The 17,212-nt window shown below is 63.0% G+C and carries 18 protein-coding genes; 7 read left to right on the forward strand and 11 right to left on the reverse strand.

What is annotated here, in order from left to right; genetic code table 11:
• Window positions 1-48 precede the first annotated feature (48 nt).
• The 7 genes from PVE35_RS22610 to PVE35_RS22640 are packed head-to-tail and all read right to left on the reverse strand — an operon-like array spanning window position 49 to window position 8,468.
• Complete coding sequence (locus tag PVE35_RS22610; protein WP_277373051.1) at window positions 49-630, reverse strand: hypothetical protein; 582 nt, start codon at window positions 628-630, stop codon at window positions 49-51.
• Window positions 617-994 (reverse strand): hypothetical protein, encoded by a 378-nt coding sequence (locus PVE35_RS22615; RefSeq protein ID WP_277373052.1) that lies wholly within the window; start codon window positions 992-994, stop codon window positions 617-619. Before PVE35_RS22615 ends, PVE35_RS22610 begins: the two co-directional genes overlap by 14 nt.
• Window positions 991-1,317 carry a hypothetical protein gene (locus PVE35_RS22620; protein WP_277373053.1) on the reverse strand — a complete coding sequence of 109 codons (327 nt, stop codon included), beginning with the start codon at window positions 1,315-1,317 and terminating at the stop codon, window positions 991-993. Before PVE35_RS22620 ends, PVE35_RS22615 begins: the two co-directional genes overlap by 4 nt.
• Window positions 1,314-2,276, reverse strand: a complete 963-nt coding sequence (locus PVE35_RS22625; RefSeq protein ID WP_277373054.1) for a hypothetical protein — start codon at window positions 2,274-2,276, stop codon at window positions 1,314-1,316. The genes PVE35_RS22620 and PVE35_RS22625 overlap by 4 nt, the downstream gene beginning before the upstream one ends.
• Complete coding sequence (locus PVE35_RS22630; protein ID WP_277373055.1) at window positions 2,276-5,536, reverse strand: toxin VasX; 3,261 nt, start codon at window positions 5,534-5,536, stop codon at window positions 2,276-2,278. The genes PVE35_RS22625 and PVE35_RS22630 overlap by 1 nt, the downstream gene beginning before the upstream one ends.
• Window positions 5,533-6,393, reverse strand: coding sequence for a DUF4123 domain-containing protein (locus PVE35_RS22635; RefSeq protein WP_277373056.1), 861 nt, complete (start codon window positions 6,391-6,393; stop codon window positions 5,533-5,535). The genes PVE35_RS22630 and PVE35_RS22635 overlap by 4 nt, the downstream gene beginning before the upstream one ends.
• The gene (locus tag PVE35_RS22640; RefSeq protein WP_277373057.1) at window positions 6,390-8,468 is read right to left on the reverse strand and encodes a type VI secretion system tip protein VgrG; all 2,079 of its coding nucleotides are present in this window, start codon (window positions 8,466-8,468) and stop codon (window positions 6,390-6,392) included. Before PVE35_RS22640 ends, PVE35_RS22635 begins: the two co-directional genes overlap by 4 nt.
• A 220-nt stretch (window positions 8,469-8,688) precedes the next feature.
• Between PVE35_RS22640 and PVE35_RS22645 the strand changes: the two genes are divergently transcribed.
• From PVE35_RS22645 to PVE35_RS22670, 6 genes are all read left to right on the forward strand, one after another.
• Entirely contained in the window at window positions 8,689-9,828 is a 1,140-nt protein-coding gene (locus tag PVE35_RS22645) for a homoserine O-acetyltransferase (protein ID WP_268179326.1), read from the forward strand.
• 2 nt (window positions 9,829-9,830) lie between these two features.
• Window positions 9,831-10,451: a methionine biosynthesis protein MetW gene (gene metW, locus PVE35_RS22650; RefSeq protein ID WP_268184396.1), complete on the forward strand. Its 621-nt coding sequence runs from the start codon at window positions 9,831-9,833 to the stop codon at window positions 10,449-10,451.
• Window positions 10,452-10,467: 16 nt separating this feature from the next.
• On the forward strand, window positions 10,468-10,884 hold the full coding sequence (locus PVE35_RS22655) for a DUF4426 domain-containing protein (RefSeq protein ID WP_277373058.1): 417 nt from the start codon (window positions 10,468-10,470) through the stop codon (window positions 10,882-10,884).
• Window positions 10,881-11,474, forward strand: a complete 594-nt coding sequence (rdgB, locus tag PVE35_RS22660; RefSeq protein ID WP_268179328.1) for an RdgB/HAM1 family non-canonical purine NTP pyrophosphatase — start codon at window positions 10,881-10,883, stop codon at window positions 11,472-11,474. Before PVE35_RS22655 ends, rdgB begins: the two co-directional genes overlap by 4 nt.
• Window positions 11,471-12,673, forward strand: a complete 1,203-nt coding sequence (gene hemW / locus PVE35_RS22665) for a radical SAM family heme chaperone HemW (protein ID WP_277373059.1) — start codon at window positions 11,471-11,473, stop codon at window positions 12,671-12,673. The genes rdgB and hemW overlap by 4 nt, the downstream gene beginning before the upstream one ends.
• An 84-nt stretch (window positions 12,674-12,757) precedes the next feature.
• Window positions 12,758-13,081, forward strand: a complete 324-nt coding sequence (locus tag PVE35_RS22670; RefSeq protein WP_268179330.1) for a DUF3392 domain-containing protein — start codon at window positions 12,758-12,760, stop codon at window positions 13,079-13,081.
• An 11-nt stretch (window positions 13,082-13,092) separates the two neighbouring features.
• Here PVE35_RS22670 and PVE35_RS22675 read toward each other — a convergent pair whose 3' ends face one another.
• On the reverse strand, window positions 13,093-13,641 hold the full coding sequence (locus tag PVE35_RS22675; RefSeq protein ID WP_277373060.1) for an AAA family ATPase: 549 nt from the start codon (window positions 13,639-13,641) through the stop codon (window positions 13,093-13,095).
• Between the two features lie 30 nt (window positions 13,642-13,671).
• On the opposite strand from PVE35_RS22675, the gene PVE35_RS22680 reads away from it, so the two are divergent.
• Window positions 13,672-14,100 carry an N-acetyltransferase gene (locus PVE35_RS22680; RefSeq protein WP_268179332.1) on the forward strand — a complete coding sequence of 143 codons (429 nt, stop codon included), beginning with the start codon at window positions 13,672-13,674 and terminating at the stop codon, window positions 14,098-14,100.
• A gap of 7 nt (window positions 14,101-14,107) precedes the next feature.
• Here the strand turns inward: PVE35_RS22680 and PVE35_RS22685 are convergent, their stop codons facing one another.
• The 3 genes from PVE35_RS22685 to PVE35_RS22695 all read right to left on the reverse strand — a co-directional run bounded on the left by PVE35_RS22685 (window position 14,108) and on the right by PVE35_RS22695 (window position 17,195).
• Complete coding sequence (locus tag PVE35_RS22685) at window positions 14,108-15,451, reverse strand: DUF1329 domain-containing protein (protein WP_277373061.1); 1,344 nt, start codon at window positions 15,449-15,451, stop codon at window positions 14,108-14,110.
• A gap of 164 nt (window positions 15,452-15,615) precedes the next feature.
• Window positions 15,616-16,332 (reverse strand): tRNA (guanosine(46)-N7)-methyltransferase TrmB, encoded by a 717-nt coding sequence (gene trmB, locus PVE35_RS22690; RefSeq protein WP_268179334.1) that lies wholly within the window; start codon window positions 16,330-16,332, stop codon window positions 15,616-15,618.
• Between the two features lie 68 nt (window positions 16,333-16,400).
• Window positions 16,401-17,195 carry a thiazole synthase gene (locus PVE35_RS22695; RefSeq protein WP_277373062.1) on the reverse strand — a complete coding sequence of 265 codons (795 nt, stop codon included), beginning with the start codon at window positions 17,193-17,195 and terminating at the stop codon, window positions 16,401-16,403.
• Window positions 17,196-17,212 lie beyond the last annotated feature (17 nt).

A 17,212-nucleotide genomic window follows, 5' to 3' on the forward strand; every position in this document is an offset into this window, starting at 1 on the left:
GCCAGAGGTATTGCTGTTGGTGCCTCGTTCTAGATCACTCCCCCCTTGCTACTCAGGAGAAGTGATGCGCGCCAGCTCAGCCTCCCGCTCAGCAATGGCGCGCTCCAGTTCCGGTGAGCGCTGGGCCCATTGTTCGGGTGGAAGGGGTTTTGACCATTCCACCGCTTCCGGGGCGGTCAGGTCGGGGAGTTGGGCAAGCTTCTTTCTCTGTAGATGTTCTAACAAGATGGTGTTGAACAGCAGTCCAAAAAAGCCTTCCCACAGGATGGCAAGTAACCAGCCCCGGCTCTTTGCCGCCTGGCGAATGTCATGCAGGTAACTTTCCCAGACGTTCATGCCTTCGTTACGAATGGCAGAACCGTCAGGCACCGCCTCCGGGCCGATTTCCATAAAGCTGCGAATACATTCCCATTGCGCCATGGAACCCATGCCACCCCCGGTATTGAGCATCATCACCCAGCCCGGTTTGTTCTCCGAATAGGCCTCATGCTCCTGCCCTTCGAGGGGCAACCAGAGGATCAATGCACCTTGCTTGCTGGCGCCGCCGGTATTGAGGCTTAGGGCACTGGGGGATACAGCATGCACACGTTCCCAGGGTACGAACCAGTAGTTGCCGTCAGGTTCGGTCACGCAGACCTCGCGGCGCTGTCGGTTGAAGCGCAGGGGTGGTGTCAGTGGTTTGTGCCATTGCTTGAAAAATAGATACCAAAGCGTACCCATCAGAACAGAAGAAAAAGCTAGAAATGCCAGACTCAGCCAATAGTCGCCTATCCAAGTAGTCCACAGAGTGACCGAAACGAATATTAACGACATTGCATGCAGCGTCATCCACCCCCCCCATGGCAAAACTACCGATATCCAGATAAACCGAGTTTTTGCGCCAGATGATATTCATCAGGTCTCGAGGGGCCTGCCCGGTTGGTATCGGCAAAGGGGCTAGATGCTCCTGCTGGCGGAGAAAGCCGCGTTCGATATCGCCGGCCTGTGCGTTCATTGCTGATCCTCGGGGGTTAATACTGTCCGTTCTACCTCAACGGCGGGGAGGCGGTCGCTGAGCAGTGGGCCGTCGCTGCTGCCATGCTCGGTAATGCTGGTGCCACGGATGATATAGCGTATGCCCTGATTGCCACCGACTACCAACCGGCGGGGGTTGAGGGTGCCAACCAGCATGGCCAGGGGGCTGTGGTAGATCACCTGCAACTGCCAGTGGCCGCCCTCCGGCTGGGCCGGCAGCTTGCCGCTCAGGCGTAGGCCCATGCCCTGATGGATGGGTGGCCACAGGTGGGTACAGTCGATAGGGGGGCGTTTGCCAGTCATGTTGCCGATGACGCGGCCAGCTCAGCCTCCCGCTCAGCAATAGCACGCTCCAGTTCCGGGGAGCGCTTGGCCCACTGTTCGGGTGGCAGAGGTTTTGACCATTCCACGGCTTCGGGGGCGGTCAGGTCAGGGATATTGGCGAGTTTTCGGATCATCAGTACCGCGATCCAGGGCAAACCGAAAATGGTCAGGCCGAGGAAGGTCATGCAGGCGGCGCCGAACCGGCCTTGCTTCAGCTCGCGGAACAACTGCTTGAATGCCTCGATCCATGCCCCCAGGTAGCCGCCGCGCTGAACTTTCTCATATGCGTCTTCACGGGTGGTATCAGGCACCGCCTCCGGGCCGATTTCCATAAAGCTGCGAATACATTCCCATTGCGCCATGGAGCCAGTACCGCCCCCGGTATTGAGCATCATCACCCAACCCGGTTTGTTCTCCGCATAGGCCTCATGCTCCTGACCTTCGAGGGGCAGCCAGAGGATCAATGCACCCTGCTTGCTGGCACCGCCGGTATTGAGGCTTAGGGCGCTGGGGGAGACGGCATGCACACGCTCCCAGGGTACGAACCAGTAGTTGCCATCCGGCTCGGTCACGCAGACCTCGCGGCGCTGACGATTGAAGCGCAGTGGGGGCGTCAGTGGTTTGCGCCATTGCTTGATAAACAGATACCAGAGTGTGCCCATCAGGGCCGAGAAAAAGGCAACAAATGCGAGTGTTACCCAAATTTGCCCTTTTGAAGCGAACCAGATACCAACTGAAACGAATAGGAGAGTTCCTAAATGAAGGGTCATAAACCCCCCCCCCATAGCAAAGCTACCGATATCCAAATAGACCGGATTCTTGCGCCAGATGATATTCATCAAATCCTGGGGAGGTTGCCCGGTTGGGATGGGCAAAGGGGCCAGATGCTGCTGATGGCCGAGAAAGCCGCGTTCGATATCGCCGGCCTGTGCGTTCATCACTGATCCTCGGGGGTCAAGACTGTCCGTTCGACCTCAACGGCGGGAAGGTGGTCGCTGGCCAGCGGGCCGTCGTTGCTGCCATGCTCGGTAATGCTGGTGCCACGGATGATATAGCGCATGCCCTGATTGCCACCGACTACCAAGCGACGGGGGTTGAGAGTGCCAACCAGCATGGCAAGGGGGCTGTGGTAGATCACCTGCAACTGCCAGTGGCCGCCCTCCGGCTGGGCGGCCGGCAGCTTGCCGCTCAGGCACAGGCCCATGCCCTGGTGGATGGGCAGCCACTGGCTTTGCACAGTGGCCAGCCATTGGCGGGTGCAGTCGGTGGGCGTGCCAGCGGCGCTGATGGCTGCCAGACGCAGGTGTAGCTGGGTGTGATCTGGGTCGGCGCCGGGCAGGTAGAGTTGCAGACTGTCAGTCTTGCTGCCGATGACGATACTGTGGTCGCTGCCGCCCGAGTGGCGGCTGGTCAACAGCCCTGTGGCTTGCAGCCGAGGTTTGAACAGCAGATCGATCAGGGTTTGCAGCTCGGCGCTGGCCTGTTCGGGGCTGTCGTCCCAGCGGCGTGCATTGCCCCAGCAGCATTGTGCGAGGAACTGCTGCAGCTCGCTGTCCTTGAAGTAGTTCCAGACCAGGTACAGGCCTTCGACAATCAGGATCAGCCAGTTCACTGGCACGATGCGCAGGCTGAACCATTTGATCGCTTCGCCAATGGTCCAGCGATTGCTCAGAGCCATATAGGTGGCATAACCGCCGAGGCCGGTCTGGGTTGCCATCAGGCCCAGCACGGCACCGTCGTGCCCCAGACGCGCCCAGTGATCGCCGCTCCAGTAAGCATCCTCTTTATTCATTTCAGCCGTGAGTTTGGCGAGGTCAGCGAATGCTGCAACAGCAGCCAGTGCGCCTGTAGTGAACGCAAACAGAGTAACAATAGGAGCCTGTAAGGCTTGATTGAACAATGTCACGCTAACGGCTTTCTGGCCGGTAGCCTCCCAACTTGCTCCAATCACGGCTGATAGCGCAGCTCCGACTTTTAAATTTTCCGCTGTGTGCTCCCAATCACGAACAGCATCCAACTCCCGCCCCTGGTCGCGTTGTTCAAGCTGCGCCAGGTTGTTCATATGCAGCAGCAGGGCGGTCAGCGGCAGCACGCCGCCCAGGGTGTTGAGGTTGCGAATGGCGGCAACGTTCGGTGCCAGGCCTCTTTGCAGTTGTCGCCCCGCCTCCAGGCTCCAGTCCCACAGGCGTTGGCCCACGGCGCCACTGAGGCTGAAACCGAGCTGGCCGCTTTTGATCACCACACCGGAACTCCAGCGCATGACCAGCAGCAGGCCTTGCAATGGCAAGGGGAAGCGCGCGATCAGGTTCGGCGTGCTGGCCGTGCCGTTCAGGTGCTCCAGTTCCAGAGAGCCGAATGCAGCCGCCAGGCGGGACATGGCCCGACTCCAGTCGTGGCCATCGGCGCCGCCCAGTTCACTGAGCCAGGCAAGCTTGCCCTGGCTGACCAGGGAGCCAAGCAGTTGCCCGATGGCGGCCTGGTTCTGGCTGGTCAGCGCCGCCGTGATCTCGTCCGAGCGTTCGGACAAGTCCAGCAATTCAGGGCTGAAGCCATTGCTCAGCAGGCTGAAGGGGCGCTCCAGCGAGGGCGAGCGCAGCAGGTTGACGGCCACCTGTATGCCCGGCCCGCTGCTGCACAGCTCGCTCAGGCTCGCCAGGCTGAGGTGGCTTAGCCAATCACAATGCTCGGCGTCGTCGTAGTTCGCGTACCAGAGACTATCGCCGTGCACAGCCAGGAAGGTTTCGCTGTCTTGCAGCAGACTGTCGCGCCGTTCGGCCAGCCAGCGGTGGTGCGGCGCGGCTTCGTCGTTCATCCAGCTTTGCATGGCGTCCAGGCGTACCCGCTCGGCCACCTGTGCGCCGCTTCTGCTATCGGTCATATTGCGCGCTTTATCGGCGGTGTAGCCCATCACCACTGAGCGGATTTCATTGTGCAGGTGCGGCGGTATGAAGCGGCGGGTCGGCAGCAGCACCTGTTGCTCTTCGTAGTGCACCTGGCGCAGCAATTCATCGGCTTGGGCGTGGCTGTATTGCCGACCGCGCTCGCGATTGATGCGGGTCTCCTCGTCGAGCAACGGCTTGAGATCGTTGTGCGCGTTGAGCAACTGGTCACTCTCTTCGGGTGTCAGTTGTAGCTCTTCGCCGGACCTGTAGCGGTAGTTGATGAGGTTGCTCAGTTCCTCACCATCTTCGTTAATCAGGCTGTTGATGAAACCGGCAATCATGCCCTTGTGGGCGTTCTGCTGGTTCCATTGCTCATGACGAATGTTGATCAACCCCTGCTCATTGTTGAGATCGCGCAGGGCGCCCAGGTCGTCATCCAGGCATGCCAGTACGGCGTGCAATGCGCCGGCCTGACTGCGCGCCAGATCGAGCCACGCCTCGCAGGCAAAGGCATCCCAGGCCACTATGCTCCACTCACCCGGCTTGTGATCGGCAGCATCGGGATGCCTCTCGGCCGCGGCACTGCATTTGTCCTGCTCGGCTTTGAGCCGTAACCAGGCGTCGGCTGCCGCCGCATTTTGCTCCGCCGTGTCGAAAGTACCGATGGTGGAGTAGACCTGATCGAGCCTTTGTTGCTGCTGTTCGCCGTTTTCGACATGCTCGGCGGCCAGGGCCTTGTCGTAACTTTCCGGCAGCAACTCGGCGATCAGTTGCTTGGCCTCGCTTAACGGCGGGCAGTGCTCTGCCGTCAGTTCGCGGGCGACGCCTGGCAGATCGAGCTGACGCATATGCCGGCGGCGAGAGCTCGGGCTTTTCAACGCGTCACAATGCTGTGCCGACAAGGGCCGCTCGGCATGCATCATCCAGGCGCCCCGTGCCTTGTTCAGTTTTAGGCCCGTCAATGCGCCTTGCGCAACTTCGCTGTGACCATCCTCAAGCGCTTGCTCCAACAGGCGACCATCTTCGGCTACGGCGAAGCGTTGCAAGGGGCCCTCAGCCTGCCACAAATACAAGTAACCGGGCCGCAAGCGGCGCAACGCCATCGGGTGGCTGAAGGTCTGGCGAATCGGCTGCACCGAGGGGTGCTCGGCCTTTTCCTCACTCAAGGCATAACGCACCGGCACCACGAAGACTTCCGCTTGCCTGGCCGGGCAGGCGCTTACCGAGCTGCCCAGGTCTTCCGCAGGAAAATTCTGCTTGGCGGCCTGGTTGGCCGCTGCCAAGTTGAGAGCCTGATTTTGGTTCGGGGTGGTCATGCGGTGACTTCCTTGTCGGTCAGCAGTTGCCGTTGCAGTTCCAGGGCCAGGCGTTCCAGCCGCTGTTCGGGGCGCAACTGTGGTGTGTCGAGTATCTGCCGGTAGGCCTGGTGTGCAGGTGCTTGCGGGAAGTCCAGGCCCAGCACGGCGCAGAGGTTGGCCCACTGCACCACTTGATCGGCGCTACCGTAGCCGTGGGCGTTGGCACTCAGCCGGCAGTTCTGTGACCAGGCCTGGCGGGCGGTAGCATCCTGGCCTGCCAGGCAATCGGGGAAATAGCGGTCGACATGAGCCAGCACCTGTTCGTCGAAGGCTTCCAGGCGGGCCTGGTTCAGGCGTTCGACCGTATCGTCGCTCAGGTTCAGCCAGGGCGTATCGTCATAACGAGCGGCAGCCGATGCTGTTTGCCGCTGCAGCTCGATTAGCTCGTCGCCCAGATTTCGAGGTGCCAGGCGTATGCGCTGAATAGGCCCCAGCAGGTGGTCGCGCTCTTCGTGGGGCAATTCGGCCAGCCAATGGCGCATCACCCTTGGGTCGTAGTAGCGCAGTAGCACCGTCACGCCCTGTACGCTGGCATGCACCAGGCTGCGCAGGTGCTCGACCAGTTCCTGTGTACTGGCATCACTTTGCAGCCTCACACCCGCCGTGGCCTGCCAGTGCTCGCTGAAGTGGGCTTCCAGCCTGCTGGTTGACGCAAGCTCGATCAGTATCGGGCCGGTATCGGCCAAGGCCTCGTATAGCGTGCCCATATAGAGCCGATGGGGGCTTGGGTCGTCCTCCAGTCGATAGAGCTGAGCCAGCAGGTCGTCGATCTGTGCGCCGTCGAGCAGCAGGTATTGCCGGGATTGTTCGCTCATGCTTTCTGCTCCATTTGCTGACAGATGGCGCAGAAGGGTTGGGCCTGGCTGGCGGCGCGTTGCAGCGCTTGTTTCTGGGCCTGGATCAGCAGGTCGCCGGCTTTGTCGGCATCTGCCGGTTTCACCAGCCCTGGCAGTATCGGCTTGGCGCCCGAACCACTGCCCGGCGCCCCACCGGTGTTCATCTTGATGGTCGCGCCGCTGATGGTTACGCCGCTGGGGTCGAGCTTGACGAAGCTGCCGCCGCCTGCGGCAGTCAGCTCCATACCAGCGTCGATGACGACCTTGCTACCAGCGTTATAGTGCAGCTCGTTGCCAGCCTCGATAAACAGGCCGGTACCGATCTTGTTGTGCTGGGTAGTAGCGACGGTCAGGTGGTCGTTGGCGCGCACTTCCACCTTGCGGTCGAGGTCGGTGGTGCGGTGTTCTTCGGCCTTGAGTTCGGTGTAACTGTTGGCTTCCACCGTATCGTGGCGCTCGTTGCCGACGCGGATCTTCTGGTCGTGTTCGATGTTTTCGTCCCAGTCGCGCTGGGCGTGGATATAGATCTGTTCGGCGCCCTTGCGGTCTTCGATGCGAAATTCGTTGTAGCCCCCGCCACCGGGGCTGCTCAGGGTCTTGAATACGCTTCTGGTCTTGTTCGCCGGCAGGTCGTAGGGCACGACGTGTTCGGCGTGGTACAGGCAACCCGTGACCAGCGGCTGGTCAGGGTCGCCTTCGAGGAAGGTGACCAGCACTTCCATGCCGACGCGAGGGATGGCCACGCCGCCGTAGGCCTTGCCGGCCCAGTTGGAGGCCACACGCAGCCAGCAACTGGTCTTGTCGTTGCCCTGGCCGTCGCGATCCCAGAAGAACTGCACCTTCACTCGGCCATATTGGTCGCAATGAATCTCTTCGCCAGCCGGGCCGGTGACCACGGCGGTCTGGCTACCCAGTACCTTGGGTTTGGGGTGTTCCAAGCCGGGGCGGAAGGGGATATCCCAGGGGGTGGCGGTGAAGCGGTTGCGGTAGCCCTGCTGGAAGCCGTCAGCGTTTTTACCCTCTCCCCCGGCCCCTCTCCCATAAATGGGAGAGGGGAGGTCAAGCACCGACTCTTCCAGCACCTGCGGTTGCTTGCCTTCGTGGATCACTTCGGTGAGCAGCCAGAGGTCGTTCCACGGCTGGCGCGGATGGCCGGTCAGGGCAAGGAAGTGGCCGCAGCACAGGTAGGCGTCGCTCTTGCCTTCGGCCAGCTCGTAGTCGCTGCGCAGGCGTTCCAGGCTGCGCTTGGCCAGGTGCTTGCCGCGCGTGCGGTCGGTGAAGCGCCCGGGGTAGTCGTACATTTCCAGGGCGGGAAAGAATTCGCTGCTGTAGCCGGCTTCCATCTGCAGCTTGGGCTGCTCGAAGTCGTAGTCGCGCCAGGTAACCTGGGTGGTGCGAGTTTCCAGGCGCACGCCGAAGGCGCGCACCACTTCGTGGCTGGCGGCCAGGCCGCTGTCCTGCTGGTAGTTGAGCGGGTCGAGCCGGGGGAAGACGGTGGCGTCGTCGCCGAAGACCAGGACGTGGCCGTCTTCGCTGTGCTGGAAATGGAAGCTGATGCCTTCCTCTTCGCACAAACGCTGGATGAAATACAGGTCGTTTTCGTCGTACTGGGTGCAGTAGATGCGCTCGGGGTAGACGTAGGGGCCGAACTGCATGCGGTAGTCGGTGCCTTCGAGCAGGCCGTGTTCTTCGAGCACGGCGGCGATGATCTGCGGCGCGGTCATGTGCTGGAAGATGCGCTGGTCGAAGCTGTGGCCGAGGTAGGCCAGGGTGGGGCGCAGGTCGATGTGGTAGCGGGTCAGGCGCTTGCCGGAGTCGCCCTGCTCGACGCCATAGATGATGCCGTGCACGCCCTTGCCGCTGGGGCCGAAGGCCAGGTAGGCGGGCTGGTTGATCAGGGCATGGAGGTCGAGGTCGGCACGCGGGCTGACCAGGTCGATCTCGAAGCGGTAGGGCTTGTTGAGCATCTCCCGGCCAATGAAGGACAGCACTTGCAGGTCGCTGTCGACGGCGGGAATGGTCAGGGTGATATGCGCCTGGTTGGCATCCAGCATGCTGTGTTCTCCATCCATGAGTTGGGCAAGGTCGGAGAGTGCCGGACACTGGATGAAGGTTCAATGCTGGCGGGGCGATAGCATGACCTCGTTCACGTAATAGGCGCCGTGCCGCGATAGCCGGCGTGAGCAGCATTCGGGCGGCATGGTCTGCGAACTTGCCGCTGGGGGCGGTGCTCTTTAGACTGGCGCCCTCCCCCGATTCGTTAGCCACGCTCCCATGCCCACTGCCTTTCCCGAAGATTCCGTCGGCCTGGTCAGCCCCCAGGTATTCAAGTTCACCGAGCCGCTGGCACTGGCCTGCGGGCGCAGCCTGGCCGAGTACGAACTGGTCGTCGAGACCTATGGCGAGCTCAACGCCAAGCGCTCCAATGCCGTGCTGATCTGCCACGCCCTGTCTGGCCATCACCACGCCGCCGGCTACCACAGCCCGGATGATCGCAAACCCGGCTGGTGGGATAGCTGCATCGGCCCCGGCAAGCCCATCGACACCAACAAATTCTTCGTCGTCAGCCTCAACAACCTGGGTGGCTGCAATGGTTCCACCGGCCCCGGCAGTGCCAACCCGGCTACCGGCAAGCCGTATGGAGCGGATTTCCCGGTGATGACGGTGGAGGACTGGGTGCACAGCCAGGCGCGCCTGGCCGATCAGCTCGGCATCGCCCAGTGGGCCGCAGTAATCGGCGGCAGCCTCGGCGGTATGCAGGCCCTGCAATGGACCATCAGCTACCCGGAGCGCGTGCGTCACTGCCTGGCCATCGCCTCGGCACCCAAGCTGTCGGCGCAGAACATCGCCTTCAACGAGGTGGCGCGCCAGGCCATCCTCACCGATCCGGAATTCCACGGCGGGCACTTCATCGAGCAGGGCGTGATCCCCAAGCGCGGCCTGATGCTGGCGCGCATGGTCGGGCACATTACCTACCTGTCCGATGACGCCATGGGCGAGAAATTCGGCCGTGGCCTGAAGAGCGAGAAGCTCAACTACGACTTCCACAGCGTCGAGTTCCAGGTGGAAAGCTACCTGCGCTACCAGGGCGAGGAGTTCTCCGGGCGCTTCGACGCCAACACCTACCTGCTGATGACCAAGGCGCTGGACTACTTCGACCCGGCCGCTACCCACGACGGTGACCTGGCCAAGACCCTGGCCGTGGCCAAGGCGGATTTCTGCCTGATGTCCTTTACCACCGACTGGCGCTTCTCCCCCGCCCGCTCGCGGGAGATCGTCGATGCGCTGACGGCGGCGAAGAAGAACGTCTGCTACCTGGAGATCGACGCGCCGCAAGGCCACGATGCCTTCCTCATGCCGATCCCGCGCTACCTGCAGGCCTTCGGCAGCTATATGAAACGGATCGAGGTATGAGCATGCGAGCGGATCTGGACATCATTCAGGAGTGGATCGCCCCGGGCAGCCGTGTGCTCGACCTGGGTTGTGGCGACGGCGAGCTGCTGGCCTGGCTACGCGACAATAAACAGGTCTCCGGCTACGGCCTGGAGATCGACCCGGACAAGATCGCCCTGTGCATCGAGCGCGGCGTCAACGTCATCGAGCAGAACCTCGACCTGGGCCTGGGCAACTTCGCCAGTGACAGCTTCGACGTGGTGGTCATGACCCAGTCGCTGCAGGCGCTGCACTACCCGGACAAAGTGCTGGCCGAGATGCTGCGCGTCGGCAAGACCTGCATCATCACCTTCCCCAACTTCGGCCACTGGCGCTGCCGCTGGTACCTGACGACAAAAGGTCGCATGCCGGTGTCGGACTTTTTGCCCTACACCTGGTACAACACGCCGAACATCCATTTCTGCACCTTCGAGGACTTCGAGCGCCTGTGCCATGCTCAAGGTGCCCGCGTGGAAGAACGCCTGGCGGTGGATCGCGACCACCGCCACGGCATTGCCAGCCGCATCTGGCCCAACCTGCTGGGCGAGATCGGCATCTACCGCATCAGTGCGGCAGGCCTGGCCGGCCACCCCGTCGCGGTCTGACAACGAGGAGCCCATCATGCGTCGCATCATTCCCTTCCTCATCGCCCTGTGCCTGGCCCTGCCGGCCGCCGCCGAGCGCAAGCAAAGCTTCGGCGATCTGGACGTGCACTACAGCGTGTTCAACTCCAGCTTCCTGCAGCCAGAGATCGCCAGCGCCGCCGGCCTGGTGCGCAGCAAGACCCAGGGCGTGGTCAACGTGGCCGTGCTCAAGGCCGGCAAACCCAGCACTGCCGTGGTCGCCGGTGAGATGAAGGATCTGCTGGGCAAGAGCACCGCCTTGAGCTTCCGCCAGGTCACCAAGGGTGACGCCATCTATTACCTGGCGCAGTTTCCATTCAAGACCCGCGAAGTGCTGAGCTTCACCCTGAACGTACGCCAGGGTGACGAGTCACACCGCATCACCTTCAATCAAGAGATGTTCCCGGACGAATGATGCCCTTCACCGAACTGGTACTGGCCAGCCACAACGCCGGCAAACTCAAGGAACTGCAGGCCATGCTCGGCGATGCCGTGCGCGTGCGCTCGATCGGCGAGTTCAGCCAGGTCGAACCGGAAGAAACCGGCCTGTCCTTCGTCGAGAACGCCATCCTCAAGGCGCGCAACGCCGCGCGTATCTCCGGCCTGCCAGCGCTGGCCGACGACTCCGGCCTGGCGGTGGACGCCCTCGGCGGTGCGCCGGGCATCTACTCGGCGCGATATGCCGATGGCCAGGGCGACGCGGCGAACAACGCCAAGCTGCTCGCCGCACTGAAAGACGTAGCGGATGCCGAGCGCGGTGCCCAGTTCGTCTGCGCCCTGGCCCTGGTGCGGCATGCCGACGACCCGCTGCCGATCCTCTGCGAAGGCCTGTGGCACGGCAGCATCCTGCACGAGGCGCGTGGCGAGCACGGTTTCGGCTACGACCCACTGTTCTGGGTGCCGGAAACCGGCTGCTCCAGCGCCGAACTGCCCGCCGAGCAGAAGAACCGCCTCAGCCACCGCGCCCGCGCCATGGCCCTGCTCAAGCAGCGCTTGGGGCTATGAAAGCTGCAAGCGACAAGCCTCAAGTTTCAAGTGAAAGCGGCTTGCAGCTTGCGGCGTGCGGCTTCGAGCTGCCGCCTCTGGCGGCCTACATCCATATCCCCTGGTGCGTGCGCAAGTGTCCCTATTGCGACTTCAACTCCCATGCCGCAGGGCCGACGCTGCCGGAAGAGGAATACGTCGACGCGCTGCTGGCCGATCTCGATAGCGACCTGCAGCACGTCCACGGCCGGCCGCTGAGTTCGATCTTCTTCGGCGGCGGCACGCCAAGCCTGTTCTCCGACCGTGCGCTGGGGCGCCTGTTGGAGAGCATCGAGCGGCGCATCGCCTTCGTGGCGGATATCGAGATCACCCTGGAAGCCAACCCCGGCACCTTCGAGCAGGCCAAGTTCAAGGGCTATCGCAGTCTGGGCATTAATCGCCTGTCCATCGGCGTGCAGAGTTTCCAGCAGACCAAGCTCAAGGCGCTGGGGCGCATCCACGACGGTGAAGAAGCCATTCGCGCTGCCGACATGGCCCGCGCCGCCGGCTTCGACAACTTCAACCTCGACCTGATGCACGGCCTGCCCGAGCAGAGCCTCGAGGACGCCCTGTTCGACCTGCGCACCGCCATCAGCCAGGGCCCGACACACCTGTCCTGGTATCAGTTGACCATGGAGCCGAACACGGTGTTCTGGAGCCAGCCGCCCGTGCTGCCCGAGGACGATCTGCTGTGGGACATCCAGGAAGCCGGCCAGGCCCTGCTGGCCGCCGAAGGCTACGCGCAGTACGAAGTGTCGGCCTATGCCCGCCCCGGCAAGCAGGCCCGTCACAATCTCAATTACTGGACCTTCGGCGACTTTCTCGGCATCGGCGCCGGTGCCCACGCCAAGCTGAGTGCAGCGGACGGACGCATCCAGCGCACCTGGAAGACGCGCCTGCCCAAGGACTACCTCGACCCGGCCAAGGCCTTCCAGGCTGGCGAGCGCCTGCTCGAGGCCGACGAGCTGCCCTTCGAGTTCCTGATGAATGTGCTGCGCCTGAGCGATGGCGTGCCGATCGAGCTGTTCACCCAGCGCACCGGCCTGCCGCTCGCCCAGCTCGAGATGGCACGCCGCGAGGCCGAACGCCTGGGGCTGCTGCAAGCCGACAGCGCGCGGCTGGTGGCGACGGACAAGGGGCAGTTGTTTCTAAACGACCTGCTGCAGTTGTTCCTGGCCTAGTTCACCCACGGAGAGAAAGGAATCCGGTAGGCTACCGCGCTCGATTCGCACGGTCATCGCTCATACCGCACTCAAGGAGCCCGCATGGATCTGCTACTGGATCTGATCGTCACGCTTTCGCGCTGGAGCCGCAGCCACCTCGGCGACATCTCTCTGGCCATCATGGCCACCCTGCTGGTGCTGTTCGGCCCGGCCATCAACGCCTGGGTGCAACGCACCATCGGCAACCTCAACTTCGTGTTGCGCACCCTGCTGTTCGTGGTGTTCTGCGCGGTGGGCTATGGCCTGGCCATGATCTTTCTCACACCCTGGCTGGCCAAGGGCCTGGCGCAATTCAACAACTACACCCTGGCGCCGGTGCTGATCCTGATCTTCGCAGTGATCGGCATTCTGGCTGACCGCAACTAGCCTGCCATGGGTCAGGTCTGCAACCAGTCCAGCACGCGAGCGGCAAGTTGTTCCGGCGTCTCGTGAGTCGAGTCCAGGCGCAACAGCGGGCAGCTCAAGCGCTGGGCGATCCAGGCCTCATGCATGCGCAGGCTGCGGGTCTGCAGATCGCCCTGTTCATAGCCCGCCGCCCAATGGAGAAAGGCCAGGCTCTGTTCATGCATATCGCCCCCTGGCTGAATGCGCTCGCCGTAGCGCTGTACCTCGCGCTGCTGCAGGCGCTGCATGCGTTCGGCATCATCCAGGCGCAGGAACAGTGCATGGCTGAACGAAGGGATCAAGGCCTCGCCCCAACTGCACAGCGAACCACTGAGCACCCAGGAGCAAGCCTGCGCAGCCTGCTCACGGATCAAGGCAACACGCTCCTCGGGTGGACGCTTGTGCAGATAAGGCGGCTCGCTGGGCAACCAGTAGAAAGCGTCGGTGTCCAGGTGCAGCCAGCCGCAGTGCTCGGCCAGCGTGCGCGCCAGGGTGGTGGTACCAGCGCCGGATGCGCCGAAGATATGTAACCTGACCGCCATGGACTTCCCTCCCCCGAACTGGACTTCATCATGATTCGCACTTTCCAGCCAAACGACAGTGACGCCGTTCTCGACCTCTGGCTGGCTGCCTCGATCCAGGCCCACGACTTCGTTCCGCCAGCCTTCTGGCGGGAGCAGTTGCCGGCCATGCGCGAGCACTACCTGCCCAATGCCGAAACCCTGGTACTGGATGTCGAGGGGCAGATTCTCGGCTTTCTCTCATTGCACGAGCAACGCCTGGCAGCGCTGTTCATCAGCCCCGCCGCGCAGGGGCGCGGCCTGGGTCGAGCCCTGCTCGACGCCGCCAAGCAATGCCGCACAACCCTGGAGCTCGACGTCTACCGGGCCAATGCCCGAGCCGTGAATTTCTACCAGGCAGGCGGCTTCCGAGTGCTCGATGAAGGGCCTGACCCGCACACCGGCCAGGCGCAACTGACGATGCGCTGGCCAGGCCCATGATGCCGACTCAGTTGCCTGCGCGACGCAGCGCCTGTGGGGTGAAGTCGCGTGGCGTCAGCTTGGCGTTGAAGTCGTACATCGGCTCGTTGTTGTCCAGGCCATCGACGAAGTAGCGACCGCCCTTGAGGTCGTAGAGGGTTTCCAGCGTCGAGCCGAACATCGGCACCTCGTAATAGCTGATCGGATGCGCCTCCTGCAGGCCGATCAGCGCGCCGCTGCTGTCGTACAGATCGACAGCGAGGATCTGCCAGCTATCCTCGTCCAGGTAGAAACGACGCTTGCCGTAAGGATGGCTGAACCCCTTGCGCAACGTCGCCTCGACCACCCAGACACGGTGCAGCTCGTAACGCAGCAGCTCGGGATTGACGTGCTTGCTCTGCAGGATGTCGCCATAGGCAATGCCCTGCTGGTGCACCGCATAGCTGTTGTAGGGCATGAGCATTTCGCGCTTGCCCAGCAGTTGCCATTCGTAGCGATCCGGCGCGCCGTTGTAGGCATCCACCTGGTCGGCAGTGGCCATGCCATTGGTGTCCGGTTGCAGGCTGTCATAGGCCAGCATCGGCAAGCGCCTGACACGGCGTTCGCCACGGTTGAAGCGCCAGGCCTTGCGGATGGCCAGAACCTGATCGAGGGTTTCTTGTACCACCAGGGCCGAGCCGGCCAGCTTGGCCGGCGCCGCTACCCGGTACTTGTAATAGAACAGGGTGTTGTCCAGATCCTTGGGGGTGACGCCCTCGCGCCCATAGAGGAAGTAGACGTTGCGCTCCAGTTTGAGCAGATTGTAGCTGCCGTTGGCCAGCACGGCCGCCTGGTTGGTAATCATGCTGATCTGCTCGCCACGGTAACGCATGATGTGGTTCCAGATCGCCTCCTGGCCATTCTGCGGCAGAGGGAAGGGAATCCCGGAGGCCACGCCCTGCACGCCATTGCCGCCGGAAATCAGCTCGGCATTCAGCGCATTGAAGCGGGTGGCGTCGTAGATGCGCTGCGGTGCGGCCGCGCTGCGCCGAGTGGGGAACACCCGCAGGTAGAAACCGGGGTTCTGCTGCAGCAGGCTGTGCATGCCAGGCGGCAGCAAAGCCTCGTATTGCGCCAGGTTCTGGCTGTCGACCCGGTACAGAGGTTTGTCACTGGCGAAGGGATCCGGGTGGTGCATACCCACCTGATAACCGGCCGGAGGCGCACTCACACCGCCGCTCCAGGCCGGGATGCTGCCGACCGCGTTGCCGGCCATTTCCCCACCCAGCGGCGTCAGGTCGCGGCCCAGACGCTCGGCCTGCGCCGCATCGACCTTGGCCTGAGCCTGTAGCGCCAAGGCGCTCAGCAACACAATGGAAACCGATCTCAACACAATGCTCTCCTCGCTGCGCCGAAAATGATCGCGCGGCTGTCGTATGACCACCCTTGGGGGTGGGCTTTATTGTTGTGTGCGGTGAGGAGCCGTCCTGGCTGTCGGGTGGGCCCGATCTGATGGTGCATCCTGCCGGTTCTGCTACTGATGGAGACGGGCAGTCGTCATGCCTGGCGCTGGAACTTGAGATCCCAGACACCGTGACCAAGGCGCTCGCCACGACGCTCGAACTTGGTCACCGGGCGCTCCTCGGGGCGCGGCACATAGGTGCCGTCGGCGGCCAGGTTGCGGTAGCCCGGTGCGGCGTTCATCACCTCGAGCATGTGCTCGGCGTAGTTTTCCCAGTCGGTGGCCATGTGCAGCACGCCACCGATCTTCAGCTTGCTGCGCACCAGCTCGGCGAAGGCCGGCTGGACGATACGGCGCTTGTGGTGACGCGCCTTGTGCCAGGGATCGGGGAAGAACAGCAGCACGCGATCGAGGCTGGCATCGGCCACGCAGTCGCGCAGCACCTCCAGAGCATCGCAGCTATAGACGCGCACGTTGCTCAGGTTCTGCGCCATCACACCGTTGAGCAACGCGCCCACGCCGGGCTTGTGCACCTCGACGCCGATGAAGTCCTGCTCCGGCGCGGCGGCGGCCATCTCCAGGGTGGAATGGCCCATGCCGAAGCCGATCTCGAAGGTGCGCGGCGCGCTACGGCCGAACACCTGATCGAAGTCACGCAGGCCCTCTTCCAGTTCCAGGCCGAACAGCGGCCAGCCTTTGTCGAGGCCGCGCTGCTGGCCCTCGGTCATGCGCCCGGCACGCATCACGAAGCTCTTGATGGTACGGCGCTGGCGACCGTCTTCGGTCAGTTCGGGCTGTTGGGTATCGGTCATGCTGGGCTCTTGTAGAGTGCTTTGCGACATGACGGGCCGGCGAAGCGGCCCGTAGCAAATCGTCATTCTTACTTGATCAGGCCATCCAAGGGGGAGGAGGCACTGGCATAAAGTTTCTTCGGCATCCGCCCGGCCAGGTAGGCCAGGCGACCGGCCTCCACTGCATGCTTCATGGCACGGGCCATCAGGATCGGGTCCTGGGCATGGGCGATGGCGCTGTTGAGCAGCACCGCTTCGCAGCCCAGCTCCATGGCGATGGTGGCATCGGAGGCGGTGCCCACGCCGGCATCCACCAGCACCGGCACCTTGGCCTCTTCGAGGATGATGCGCAGGTTGTAGGGGTTGCAGATGCCCAGGCCCGAGCCGATCAGGCCGGCCAGCGGCATCACCGCGATGCAGCCGATCTCGGCCAGTTGGCGGGCGATGATCGGGTCGTCGCTGGTGTACACCATCACGTCGAAACCGTCCTTGACCAGAATCTCGGCGGCCTTGATGGTCTCGATGACGTTGGGGAACAGGGTCTTCTGGTCGGCCAGCACTTCCAGCTTGACCAGCTTGTGACCGTCGAGCAGCTCACGGGCCAGGCGGCAGGTGCGCACGGCCTCGACCGCGTCGTAGCAGCCGGCGGTGTTGGGCAGGATGGTGTACTGCTGGGGGCTGATCACGTCGAGCAGGTTCGGCTCGCCAGGGTTCTGGCCAATATTGGTACGGCGCACGGCCACTGTGACGATCTCAGCGCCGGAGGCGGCGATGGCATCACGGGTTTCGTCCATATCCTTGTACTTGCCGGTGCCCACCAGCAGGCGCGACTGATAGGTACGGCCAGCCAGGGTAAAGGGCTTGTCGTTGCGAACTGGGCTCATGGAAAACTCCTCGTGAG

The sequence above is a fragment of the Pseudomonas sp. AA-38 genome (genome assembly GCF_029457475.1).
Taxonomy (GTDB): Bacteria; Pseudomonadota; Gammaproteobacteria; order Pseudomonadales; family Pseudomonadaceae; genus Aquipseudomonas.

Coding starts and splice junctions, on each gene's coding strand:
- PVE35_RS22615 (WP_277373052.1), bottom strand. CDS start 994: ATGAACGCACAGGCCGGCGATATCGAACGCGGCTTTCTCCGCCAGCAG.
- PVE35_RS22620 (WP_277373053.1), bottom strand. CDS start 1,317: ATGACTGGCAAACGCCCCCCTATCGACTGTACCCACCTGTGGCCACCC.
- PVE35_RS22625 (WP_277373054.1), bottom strand. CDS start 2,276: ATGAACGCACAGGCCGGCGATATCGAACGCGGCTTTCTCGGCCATCAG.
- PVE35_RS22630 (WP_277373055.1), bottom strand. CDS start 5,536: ATGACCACCCCGAACCAAAATCAGGCTCTCAACTTGGCAGCGGCCAAC.
- PVE35_RS22635 (WP_277373056.1), bottom strand. CDS start 6,393: ATGAGCGAACAATCCCGGCAATACCTGCTGCTCGACGGCGCACAGATC.
- PVE35_RS22640 (WP_277373057.1), bottom strand. CDS start 8,468: ATGCTGGATGCCAACCAGGCGCATATCACCCTGACCATTCCCGCCGTC.
- PVE35_RS22645 (WP_268179326.1), top strand. CDS start 8,689: ATGCCCACTGCCTTTCCCGAAGATTCCGTCGGCCTGGTCAGCCCCCAG.
- metW (WP_268184396.1), top strand. CDS start 9,831: ATGCGAGCGGATCTGGACATCATTCAGGAGTGGATCGCCCCGGGCAGC.
- PVE35_RS22655 (WP_277373058.1), top strand. CDS start 10,468: ATGCGTCGCATCATTCCCTTCCTCATCGCCCTGTGCCTGGCCCTGCCG.
- rdgB (WP_268179328.1), top strand. CDS start 10,881: ATGATGCCCTTCACCGAACTGGTACTGGCCAGCCACAACGCCGGCAAA.
- hemW (WP_277373059.1), top strand. CDS start 11,471: ATGAAAGCTGCAAGCGACAAGCCTCAAGTTTCAAGTGAAAGCGGCTTG.
- PVE35_RS22670 (WP_268179330.1), top strand. CDS start 12,758: ATGGATCTGCTACTGGATCTGATCGTCACGCTTTCGCGCTGGAGCCGC.
- PVE35_RS22675 (WP_277373060.1), bottom strand. CDS start 13,641: ATGGCGGTCAGGTTACATATCTTCGGCGCATCCGGCGCTGGTACCACC.
- PVE35_RS22680 (WP_268179332.1), top strand. CDS start 13,672: ATGATTCGCACTTTCCAGCCAAACGACAGTGACGCCGTTCTCGACCTC.
- trmB (WP_268179334.1), bottom strand. CDS start 16,332: ATGACCGATACCCAACAGCCCGAACTGACCGAAGACGGTCGCCAGCGC.
- PVE35_RS22695 (WP_277373062.1), bottom strand. CDS start 17,195: ATGAGCCCAGTTCGCAACGACAAGCCCTTTACCCTGGCTGGCCGTACC.